This window comes from Salibacter sp. (genome assembly GCF_031581065.1).
In the GTDB taxonomy this organism is placed as follows: Bacteria; Bacteroidota; Bacteroidia; order Flavobacteriales_G; family Salibacteraceae; genus Salibacter.
On the sequence record NZ_JAVLBN010000027.1, the window covers coordinates 19,648 to 30,822 of the forward strand.

Below are 11,175 nucleotides of genomic sequence, written 5' to 3' on the forward strand. Positions count from 1 at the left end.
GATTATGGCGAACGCGCGAAAATTTTTTACTCCTGATCAACAAAAAATAGTCACTGATGCTATTGCTCATGCCGAGAAACAAACTTCGGGTGAGATCATGGTGCACATTGATGACAAGTGCAAAGAGGATGTGCTCGACAGGGCTGCACATGTCTTTGAACTTTTGAAGATGCACAAGACAGAATTGAGGAACGGTGTCCTTTTTTACGTGGCTTTTGAAGATCGAAAGTTTGCGATAATAGGCGATGTTGGAATCAACTCTAAAGTTGAAGAAGGTTTTTGGGATTCTACACGCGATATCGTAATCGAACATTTTAAGAAGGGAGAATACGCTGAGGGTCTGGCGGCCGGTGTGAAGAAAGCCGGTTCTGAACTGCAGAAGTACTTCCCATATCAAAAAGACGATGTCAATGAATTATCGAACGAAATGTCTTTCGGATCTGACCATGACAAAAAGAATGATGAATAAATTTTTATTACTCCTTATTTCTGTATTCCTCAGCTTTGGGGTTACAGCACAGGACATTCCTCAAAAACCGAATCCTCCCAAACTCGTCAATGATTTCGCAAATGTTATCGATGATTCATTTGAATCGAGGCTGGAGCAGGAACTCGTAAAGCTCGATGACAGCACAACGGTTCAAATTACGATTGTTACAGTTAATTCGCTGAATGGCTACGACCCTTCAATGTTTGCGTTTGAACTTGGAGAAAAATGGGGGGTAGGTTCAAAAGAATTTAACAACGGGGTAGTTGTTTTAATAAAACCAAAACGCGGCAGGGGAGATAAAGGTCATGCTTTTATTGCCCCCGGTTACGGGCTTGAAGGTGCTATTCCTGATGCTATTGCCAAGCAGATTGTGGAAAATGAAATGATTCCGCAGTTTAAAAAAGGGAATTACGAGAAAGGAATTGCACAGGGAGCAGGCGTTTTAATCAACCTTGCAAAAGGAGAGTACAGTCCTGATCAATATGCTAAACAAGCCGGAAAGAAAAAACGCAAGAGTTTAATTCTGCCCGGAATCTTTTTACTCCTCTTTTTCATCATTTTCATTGCCGGATGGTTCAACAGAGCTCGCCATTATTCAATGGGACACGATGTTTCATTTTGGTCGGCATTGATGTTGATGAGCATGACAAACTCAGCTCACCGCGGAAGCTGGAATAATTTCCACAGCGGAGGCGGCTCCTTTGGTGGAGGTGGCGGCTTTGGTGGTTTTGGAGGTGGTTCCTTTGGCGGTGGAGGTGCCGGAGGTAGTTGGTAATTAAAGAAAAACTATGTCTAAATACGCAAAATGGATTGGCGGTGGATTAGGCTGGGCAGTTGGCGGACCAATTGGCGCTATTGCCGGCTTTGTCCTGGGGTCTTTGTTTGATAACGCTAGTGAAGTCGATATGTATAACGGCAAAGCGCGGCAAGATCCATTTCAACGTCAACGAACACAAACTCGTTCAGGAGATTTTACCATTAGTCTCCTCATCCTTTCAGCGGCAATCATGAAGGCAGATGGCCGCGTGATGAAATCGGAGTTGAACTACGTCAAATCCTTTTTGGTAAAACAATTTGGAGATGACAAGGCACTAGAATTGGTCAGAACCTTAAGAGAAATCCTCGATCATGACGTATCAGTAAGGCAGGTTTCTCTTCAGATCCGTCAAAACATGTCGCACAGTATGCGACTCCAGTTACTGCACTACCTCTTTGGAATTGCCTATGCCGATGGAAAAGTAGAACAGGAAGAGTTTAAGCTACTCAGAACCATCAGTCACTACCTGGGGATTTCAGACAAGGATTTCTATTCAATCTCAGCCATGTTTGGCGGGGCAAAATCCTCAATTGAGGATGCTTACAAAATTTTGGAAATTGAAAAGAATGCATCAGATAATGAGATTAAAAAGGCTTACAGGAAAATGGCTGTAAAGTATCATCCTGATAAAGTCAATTCACTTGGAAAAGATTTTCAACAAGCAGCAAAGGAAAAGTTCCAAAAGGTACAGGAAGCCTACGAACAGATAAAAAAGGAACGCGGCATGCGTTAGGGATTCTGTAAAACGTGGCTTACATTCGCATATTCACAAATCAAAAATAAAATCAACATGAAATTGAAGTTTCTTTTTAGTTCAGCACTTTCACTCGCATTGATAGGTACATCTTGCCAGCAGGGCGGAGGCTCATCATTCAATGGAAAATTGAAAAGTGCCAATGACAGTGTTAGCTATGCACTTGGTGTAAATGTAGCATCTAGTATGCAAAAACAAGGTCTTGATGAAATCAATGGTGATGCACTATCAGCAGCCATCAAAGCGATTAACTCTGGCGATTCTACCAAAATTCTCATGAATGATGGTGAAGCAATGCAGTTCCTCAATACTTACTTTGCTCAAATGCAGGAAAAGAAACGCAAAGAAGAAGGATCTGCTAACAAATCTAAGGGACAAAAATTCCTTGAAGAAAACAAAGGAAAAGAAGGTATTGAAGTTACAGAAAGTGGTCTTCAGTATAAAGTCATTGAAATGGGTGATGGTGAAAAGCCTGGAATGAACGACATGGTTCGTGTACATTACAAAGGAACGCTCATCGATGGTTCTACTTTTGACAGCAGCTACAAAAGAGGTGAGCCTGCTCAATTTCCTGTTAATGGTGTTATTGCCGGTTGGACTGAAGCTCTGCAATTAATGCCTGTTGGGTCAAAATGGGAACTTTACATCCCTTACAACCTCGCTTATGGAGAAAAAGGAGCAGGACAACAAATCCCTCCATATTCAACACTTATTTTCGAAGTTGAATTACTCGAAATAGTTGACCAGGCACAAGCTCAGCAAGGTCAGGGTCAACAGTAATAAGGAACAAATTTTATGATAAAAAAAGAAATCATAATAGCAGGGTTGGCAGTGCTGTTTGCATTGCCCACTCAAGCTCAACTCTTTAATTGGGGAAAGAAAAAAGACAAAGACAAGTTTGAGCTTAAGACTGAAATCGATACCGCGAGTTACAGCCTTGGACTCAATATTGCTGAAAATCTCAAAAAACAGGGTTTTGATACTATCAACGCTGAAGCGATGATTAAGGCATTCAATGATGTTCAAAAAGGAGACTCAACTCGTATTTCAATAGAAGAGGCGAATGCCTTTCTCCAAACTTACTTTGCCAATTTACAGGCTAAAAAGAGCAAAGCCAAAATTGAAGAAGGTAAAAAGTTTTTGGCTAAAAACGCAAAACGTGAAGAGGTTACCGTTACCGAATCTGGATTGCAATATGAGGTTGTAACCATGGGAGACGGAGAAAAACCCGGACCTGAAGATGTAGTGAAAGTCCACTACGAAGGAACGCTTCTTGACGGAACTGTTTTTGACAGCTCTGTCAAACGCGGCAAGCCGGCAGAGTTTGGATTGAACCAGGTGATTACCGGTTGGACAGAAGGCCTTCAGTTAATGCCTGTAGGCTCTAAATTCAAATTCTACATTCCTTCAGATTTAGCGTATGGACCACGCGGCTCTCAGGGTGCTATAGGCCCAAATGAAACGCTAATCTTTGAAGTTGAGCTTATTGAAATTAAGTAGTAAGTAGTTATTATTTGTTTCAGATATTAAAAAAAGTCCTGGCGCTATCGTCAGGACTTTTTTCGTTTTGAGAGTTTGTTCTACTACTTCTTAGCTTGAAGAGCCTAATCCTAAAAAGGCTAACGAGCCGAATGTTACAAACCCGATAATATTGAGCACAATAGCAATAGCTAACCAAATGAGAGCTGCTTTTGCCCAATTTGCTTTGTTTGGATTAGTGTTACCACCAAAACCCCAAACAAAGAGCATAATGATGTTTACAACTGGTATTGCCGATTAAAATCGTAAGAACCCAGTCTTTTGTCGATACATGATTTGTGTTTTCTATAGTGAATTGGTTTTTATACTTTGATAAAGTTAGTAAAAGTATTTGAAATACAATATAGAGTGATTGGAGAGGTGTTTTGTGAGTTGGTGTGTTACTATTGTGTAACATTTTCGCGCTTTAGTGTGCTTACCTCTTGAACAACACTTACTTTTGCCGACTTAAATTTTATAGTTCTTTCATGACAGCAATTAAAAACATCGCAATTATTGCGCACGTTGACCACGGTAAAACTACTTTGGTCGATAAAATTCTCCATCATTGTCAACTCTTTAGAGACAATGAAGAATCAGGTGAGTTGATTCTCGATAACAACGACCTCGAAAGAGAGAGAGGAATTACCATCGTTTCCAAGAATGTATCAGTTCAATACAAAGATACCAAGGTTAACATCATCGATACTCCCGGTCACGCGGATTTTGGTGGTGAAGTTGAACGTGTTCTCAACATGGCCGATGGCGTTTTGCTTTTAGTCGATGCTTTTGAAGGTCCCATGCCGCAAACGCGCTACGTACTTTCAAAAGCTATTGAGCTCGGTAAAAAACCGATTGTTGTCATCAACAAGGTCGATAAAGAAAACTGTCAGCCTGATGTTGTTCAGGACAAGGTTTTTGATCTAATGTTTAACCTGGGTGCATCAGAAGAACAGCTCGACTTTCCAACAATTTACGGTTCTGCCAAGCAGGGCTGGATGAGTGAGGATTACAACAAGCCAACTGAAGATGTTGCTGCACTCATGGATGCTGTTCTCGAACATGTTCCAAGTCCAAAGGTTGAGCAGGGCCCCCTTCAATTGCAAATCACATCGATTGATTATAGTTCTTTTATCGGTCGGATCGCGATTGGCCGTGTGAACAGAGGCGAGATTCGTGAAAACATGAATGTTGTGTTGTTGAAGCGTGATGGGTCTTCTGTTAAGTCAAAAGTTAAAGAACTTTTCACATTTGAAGGTCTGGGGAAAAAGAAAGCTGAAAGCGCTGAAGCAGGAGATATCGTGGCACTTGCAGGTGTTGATGGGTTTGAGATTGGTGACACAATTGCCGATCCTGAAAATCCTGACGCAATGAAAACTATACCGATTGACGAGCCTACGATGAGCATGACGTTTACCGTAAACAACTCTCCTTTCTTTGGTAAAGAAGGTGAGTTCGTTACTTCTCGCCACCTTCGTGATCGTCTTTTTAAAGAAACAGAAAAAAATCTCGCTCTTCGCGTTGAAGAAACAGATTCTCCTGATTCGTACCTGGTCTATGGTCGAGGTGTAATGCACCTTTCGGTTCTGATCGAAACTATGAGAAGGGAAGGCTACGAATTGCAGGTTGGTCAGCCGCAGGTTATCATTAAAGAAGTTGACGGCAAAAAAATGGAGCCGGTTGAAACGCTTTACATCGATACTCCTGAAGAGAGTAGTGGTAAAATTATTGAACTGGTAACACAGCGCAAAGGTGAAATGCTTGTCATGGAACCACGCGGTGATGTGATGCATCTCGAATTTGAGATTCCTTCACGCGGAATCATGGGCTTGCGTACTCAAATACTCAACGTATCTGCCGGTGAAGCGATCATGGCGCACCGTTTCCACGAATACCAGGGCTGGAAAGGTGATATTCCAAAACGTATGGCCGGTGTTCTTATCGCACACGATACAGGAACAGCTATCGCTTATGCTTTGAATAACCTTCAGGATCGCGGTAAGTTCTTCGTTGGACCTGGTGATGAGGTTTACGAAGGAATGATCGTTGGTGAAAATACGCGTGAAAATGATCTTACATTAAATGTAATTAAGACGAAGAAGCTTACGAACATGCGTTCATCAGGAGCTGATGACAAAACGAAAATCGCTCCTAAAATTGAGCTTTCTCTCGAGGAAAACCTGGAATACATCGATGGTGATGAATACGTAGAAGTTACACCAAAGAGTATTCGACTCAGAAAGATTCACTTGAAAGAGCACGAGCGTAAGAAATACGCCAAGAAATAAACTCCATAGGGGGTGTATCAATACCGAAAAATCTATCATTTTTCGGTATTAAAAGGCTATTCGTTAAAAGTTAAATAGCTTATTTAGGGAGCTTAACATATTGCAATAACCTGAATTTTGAATTTTATAACGACTTTTGATACACCCCCTTGGTTTAAACTTTCTTCTCACTATTTATCTCCGCTCAACAATACCGGTAAACTGTTTTCAGAGTTACCAATCACAACAACTTTAGAGTTTTTAGAGTTTGCCAATCGCTCAGTAGCTTCAATAGCCTTGTCACGAAGGACTTTGTCAGACAATGAAGCATTGAGGATTTCATTGGCTTTCGCTTTACCGGTTGCCTCAATTTCGCGTCTTTCAGCTTCTTTTTGAGCCTTTTGTTTAGAGTATTCTTTTTGCTGAATCTCTTGTTGCTCAGTGAGTTTACGCTCAATTGCGGCTTTAATTTGAGAAGGTAATTTGATAGAACGGATCAAAAGGGCATCTAAATCGATATGATTGGCATTTAATGCACTATCAGTACGCGTGTAAATCTGCTTTTGAATTTCTCTTCGATCGCTTGAGTAAAGTTCCTCAGGTTTGTAGTTGCCAATTACTTCACGTGTAGCACTGCGCACTTCAGGAACAACGATTTTATCGAGGTAATCGGCACCAACTTCATTGTACAGGTATCCAATCTTCTCAACCTCAGGTCGGTAACGTATAGATATGTCAAGGCTGATATCGAGACCATTTGACGAAAGGACTTCCATAGCCTGTTCGTTTTCTTTTTTCCTCACTTCAAATACAATGATCGAATTCCAGGGAGCTTTTACATGAAGTCCCTGATCGTAAACGAACTCCTTGTCGAGCCCATTCTGCAGTGGTTTATACATGACTCCTCGCTCACCGGGTCCGATTGTGAAGAATAATGAACTTGAAAATGCGATAACTAATATGACGGCCACGCCAATAATGACCAGTAATCGAATGAGTTTTGGGTTCTTTTCCATAATTATTTGTTTTCGTATCTTACAAACTTAGTCAACCTTTAGTTCATGAGCCTTATTTTTTATTTTTCGGTCAAAACCGAAATAGAATTACTAAATCCATGTTAACGCCTCAATAGATAAAGTGGGTTTGTAAGATTACATTAATTTAGCAAAAAAGAATACGGATTACACATCATGGGATTACTCCTCTTTTATCTTTTCCTCGCCTTAGTTGTTTCATTTTACTGTTCTATACTGGAAGCAGTACTGCTGAGCATTACACCGAGTTTCATAGAATCTAAAATGAATAAGAAAGTGAAATGGGCTGAGAAGCTCCTTGGCTTTAAAACGGATGTTGATGAACCGCTATCGGCTATTTTGTCGTTGAATACGATTTCTCACACAGTTGGGGCCGCGGGAGTTGGAGCCCAGGCATCGATTGTTTTTGAAGATATTTCTGTCGGAATTGTATCTGGTGTTCTAACCCTATTGATTTTGGTTGTTTCAGAACTCATTCCCAAAACGATTGGAGCGAGTTACTGGAAACAACTCGCACATTTTACTACTGTGTCGTTGAACATACTCACTAAGGTTCTTTACCCGTTTGTTGTTTTATCGAGACTGATTACAGGAGTTTTCAAGAGTGACAAAGAATCAAAGGTAGAACGAAGTGAAGTTGCGGCATTGGCTGAGCTGGGCAGAAGAGAAGGTGTTTTTTCGATGGAAGAATCGATGATTTTGAAAAACCTCGTAAATCTTCGCTCTATCAAAGTGAAAGATGTCATGACTCCAAGAACAGTCATGGTTGCGGCTTCTCAGGAATCAACAATTGCAGATTTCATCCATGAGGATCGCTTTAAGCATTTTTCTCGTATCCCAATTTACGAATCAAACAAGGATAATATCACAGGCTTTGTCCATAAACATGATGTTATGGTTTGTTACGCGCAAAGTGAAAACGATAAAAAACTAAAAGAAATCAAGCGTGACGTCTCCATGATATCAGAAGATGAAAGTCTTTTCAGTACTTACAAGTTTTTTACGAAAAACCAGGAGCAAATTGCTATTGCTACGGAAGAGTTTGGCGGTACAGCCGGACTCGTAACAATGGAGGATGTGCTGGAAACATTGCTCGGGTTTGAGATCATTGATGAATTTGATCAATTAGAGGATTTGCGCCAATATGCTCGGGAGCGTTGGAAGAAACGCGCTGAGATTCGTGGACTCAACATCTCAGAGATTGAAGATGACGATACTGAAGCTATCGATTAAACTTTGGCGCGGTAATTGCCCTGTCTGGATTAAAACTATGAATATGAAAAAGTTGCTTTTTGTTCTGTTGTGTGTAGGATTTTCAACTGTTACAAACGCACAATTTTTAGACAACCTAAAAAAGTCTGCAGAAGCTATTAGTGGAGAAAAAAAGGTTTCAAGCTCAGATTTGACTAAAGGCGAAGTCATAAAAGGGTTGAAAGAAGCACTTAGCAAAGGAGCTGAATTTGCAGTGAACAGTGCCTCACGAACAGGAGGTTTCAATCAGAACCAATTGATACGAATTCCATTCCCTGAAGAAGCAAAAGCAGCGAAAGATGTAGCACTCAAAGCCGGACTTGATGAGCAGGTCGATAAATTTGAAACAACCATGAACAGAGCTGCAGAAAAAGCATCGGCTGAGGCAGTCGATATTTTGAAGGAAGCAGTAGTGAACATGACGGTAGAAGATGCATTTGCTATTTTAAATGGCACTGACACTGCGGCTACTCATTACCTCAGAACTCTAACAATGAGCCAGCTTACGGAGCGGTTCAAGCCGATCGTTTCAAAATCAATTGAGGAAGTGAACCTGACGAAGTACTGGAACCCTATTATTTCTACTTACAATAAGAATCCGTTCAAAAAAGAAAAAATAAACCCTGATCTCGATGCTTATGTCACACAAAAAGCACTTGATGGATTGTTTACTTTGATCAAAAAAGAAGAAAAGAATATCCGAATCAACCCAAAGGCAAGAGCAACAGAAATTCTGCAAAAAGTATTTGGTTCTTAAACTGTATTTGTAATGGCCGGTAATACATTTGGAAAACTATTTAAGCTCACCACATTTGGCGAATCACATGGCGAGGCGATTGGCGGAGTCATTGACGGTTGCCCTGCCGGAGTTGAACTCGATTTTGAAGCTATCCAAACAGAACTCGACAGGCGAAAACCCGGTCAAAGCAAAATTACAACTCAGCGAAAAGAAAGCGATACAGTTCAGTTTCTATCAGGCATATTTGAAGGTAAAACAACAGGAACACCCATTGGGTTTGTAATTCCCAACAGCGATGCACGAAGCAAGGATTACGATCATTTGAAGGATGTTTACCGCCCTTCACATGCCGATTATACTTACGACAAAAAATACGGGCATCGCGACTATCGTGGTGGCGGACGCAGCTCTGCCCGAGAAACAGCTACTCGCGTTGTCGCAGGAGCTATAGCTCAGCAAGTTCTCGCTTCTCAAAAAATCTCGATCAACGCATACGTTTCGCAAGTCGGTTCTGACCGATGCGAAAAACATTACTCAAAACTCGATTTTCAAAATACCTTTTCCAATATCGTCCGCTGCCCTGATGATGAAACGGCAACTCGCTTTATCAAACAGATAGAGCAGGTTCGCAATGAGGGTGATACAGTTGGCGGAGTAGTGACGTGCGTGATTGAAAATACCCCGGTTGGATTGGGAGATCCGGTTTTTGATAAACTCCATGCTGATCTCGGTAAAGCGATGCTTTCGATCAATGCAGTGAAGGGATTTGAGTATGGATCAGGATTTGAGGCCGTGAAAATGCGCGGATCTGAACACAACGATATTTTTGAGAGTAAAGAAGGTGACATAAAGACCAAAAGCAACAACAGTGGCGGCATACAGGGCGGTATTTCAAATGGTGAAGACATCTATTTCAATGTAGCATTTAAGCCGGTAGCTACGCTAATGAGTAATCAGCAAAGTATTGACAAAAAAGGCGATAGCGCTGAGGTTGAAGGGAAAGGGCGCCACGATCCATGTGTGGTCCCAAGAGCAGTTCCAATTGTGCGTGCAATGGCTGCAATTGTTATCTTAGATGCGTTTTTAATGACTAAAACAACTCAAGTTTGAAACGGTTATTCCTATATATCGCAATCATATTGGCTTTTCTATCACGGTCAGAGTCGTTTACAGCGCAGTCTGGTACGTTTTTTAAAACATACGGTACAGGCTCGTTTGATGAGGGCAACGATTTGATTCAAACCCAGAATGGTGATTTTGTAATAGTAGGCGCTACTGGGGTAAGAGGAGATGAATCTTTTGGTGATATCTATGTCATCAGAACCGATACCGGTGGAAATGTCATTTGGACATCAGTCATTGGAACCGGAGAAAATGACAAAGCTCATGCTGTGACAGAAGCTCCAAACGGAGATCTTTTGATAGCAGGAGTTTCTTACGGTTTCATTGGTGGATATGACGGAATGATAGCCAGAATTGACTCACAGGGAAACTTGTTGTGGATTCGTGTTTATGGTGGATCTGAATGGGATTTTTGTTATGACATTGGCAATGCGTTTAACAGCAACGGATTTGTAGTTGCCGGATCTCGTGGAAATGAATCCACAGGCTTTAGTGACGGTTGGATTTTCAGGATTGACGATAATGGTGATATTCAGGAAAATCAGGTGATTGGTGGTCCGGATAACGATGGCTTCAACGGGATGGACATCCTGCAGGGTTACTATGTTTTTGCCGGTTTTTCAGAACCTGAACCTAACAACTCAGATTACTGGGTGCATTTCACCAATTTTGAGCTGAGCGAAATTTACAGCGAAACCTGGGGAACAGATAGTGCAGAAAAATTCAATGACGTAGCGATAACAGGGTCTCTTACTAATCGGAATGTGACTGCTGTAGGTTCTTATCAAAGCGATCAAAAGTTAAATCCGGTTTCTTTCAATTTAGATCAAAATGGGATGAGGGTTTGGAGTGATACTGTTTTTGGAGCTGATGAAGATGAGTGGTTAGGTGTGAAGGATGGAATTTCAAATGAAATATTTATGTATGGGTATTCATTTTCTAATATTGGAGCTGGAAAGGAAGATATTCTGATGATGGTTAGGGATGATAATAATAATATAATAGGATTAGATTTCTTTTCAACATCAGGAGGAAGTGAGTTAGATATTGCTAGAGGTGGATTAGTTGTGGATTCTACATTTATCGTTGCTGGAATAACAAGTAGCTTTGATGCAGAAATTGAAGATGTTTTTTTGGCTTCATATGGAAGGCCATTTAATCAGATCCCAAATGTTGAAGATAC

General features: G+C 41.0%; 12 protein-coding genes. 10 read left to right on the forward strand and 2 right to left on the reverse strand.

Going from position 1 to position 11,175, the window contains the following annotated elements:
• Nucleotides 1-4 precede the first annotated feature (4 nt).
• Genes RI557_RS07735 through RI557_RS07755 form a run of 5 tightly spaced genes read left to right on the forward strand, consistent with a single transcriptional unit; the run spans nucleotide 5 to nucleotide 3,561 of the window.
• On the forward strand, nucleotides 5-469 hold the full coding sequence (locus RI557_RS07735) for a TPM domain-containing protein (RefSeq protein WP_310668570.1): 465 nt from the start codon (nucleotides 5-7) through the stop codon (nucleotides 467-469).
• Nucleotides 411-1,265, forward strand: coding sequence for a TPM domain-containing protein (locus RI557_RS07740; RefSeq protein WP_310683094.1), 855 nt, complete (start codon nucleotides 411-413; stop codon nucleotides 1,263-1,265). The genes RI557_RS07735 and RI557_RS07740 overlap by 59 nt, the downstream gene beginning before the upstream one ends.
• Before the next feature lie 13 nt (nucleotides 1,266-1,278).
• A complete protein-coding gene (locus tag RI557_RS07745; RefSeq protein WP_310668572.1) occupies nucleotides 1,279-2,040 on the forward strand; it encodes a TerB family tellurite resistance protein in 762 nt (253 codons plus the stop codon).
• Nucleotides 2,041-2,097: 57 nt separating this feature from the next.
• Nucleotides 2,098-2,841 carry an FKBP-type peptidyl-prolyl cis-trans isomerase gene (locus RI557_RS07750; RefSeq protein WP_310668573.1) on the forward strand — a complete coding sequence of 248 codons (744 nt, stop codon included), beginning with the start codon at nucleotides 2,098-2,100 and terminating at the stop codon, nucleotides 2,839-2,841.
• A 15-nt stretch (nucleotides 2,842-2,856) separates the two neighbouring features.
• On the forward strand, nucleotides 2,857-3,561 hold the full coding sequence (locus tag RI557_RS07755; protein WP_310683096.1) for an FKBP-type peptidyl-prolyl cis-trans isomerase: 705 nt from the start codon (nucleotides 2,857-2,859) through the stop codon (nucleotides 3,559-3,561).
• A gap of 90 nt (nucleotides 3,562-3,651) precedes the next feature.
• On the opposite strand, the gene RI557_RS07760 is transcribed toward RI557_RS07755, so the two are convergent.
• A complete protein-coding gene (locus RI557_RS07760) occupies nucleotides 3,652-3,810 on the reverse strand; it encodes a hypothetical protein (protein WP_310668575.1) in 159 nt (52 codons plus the stop codon).
• Nucleotides 3,811-4,067: 257 nt separating this feature from the next.
• Here RI557_RS07760 and typA point away from each other — a divergent pair, with 257 nt between their 5' ends.
• Nucleotides 4,068-5,867: a translational GTPase TypA gene (gene typA / locus RI557_RS07765; RefSeq protein ID WP_310668576.1), complete on the forward strand. Its 1,800-nt coding sequence runs from the start codon at nucleotides 4,068-4,070 to the stop codon at nucleotides 5,865-5,867.
• A gap of 170 nt (nucleotides 5,868-6,037) precedes the next feature.
• Here typA and RI557_RS07770 read toward each other — a convergent pair whose 3' ends face one another.
• Complete coding sequence (locus RI557_RS07770) at nucleotides 6,038-6,862, reverse strand: prohibitin family protein (protein ID WP_310683098.1); 825 nt, start codon at nucleotides 6,860-6,862, stop codon at nucleotides 6,038-6,040.
• A 174-nt stretch (nucleotides 6,863-7,036) separates the two neighbouring features.
• On the opposite strand from RI557_RS07770, the gene RI557_RS07775 reads away from it, so the two are divergent.
• The 4 genes from RI557_RS07775 to RI557_RS07790 all read left to right on the forward strand — a co-directional run.
• Nucleotides 7,037-8,113, forward strand: a complete 1,077-nt coding sequence (locus RI557_RS07775; protein ID WP_310668578.1) for a hemolysin family protein — start codon at nucleotides 7,037-7,039, stop codon at nucleotides 8,111-8,113.
• Between the two features lie 43 nt (nucleotides 8,114-8,156).
• A complete protein-coding gene (locus RI557_RS07780; RefSeq protein ID WP_310683100.1) occupies nucleotides 8,157-8,888 on the forward strand; it encodes a DUF4197 domain-containing protein in 732 nt (243 codons plus the stop codon).
• 12 nt (nucleotides 8,889-8,900) lie between these two features.
• Nucleotides 8,901-9,980 carry a chorismate synthase gene (gene aroC, locus RI557_RS07785; RefSeq protein ID WP_310683102.1) on the forward strand — a complete coding sequence of 360 codons (1,080 nt, stop codon included), beginning with the start codon at nucleotides 8,901-8,903 and terminating at the stop codon, nucleotides 9,978-9,980.
• Nucleotides 9,977-11,175 (forward strand): hypothetical protein (locus RI557_RS07790; RefSeq protein WP_310683104.1); only part of this gene is annotated, 1,199 nt, incomplete at its 3' end. The genes aroC and RI557_RS07790, both read left to right, overlap by 4 nt.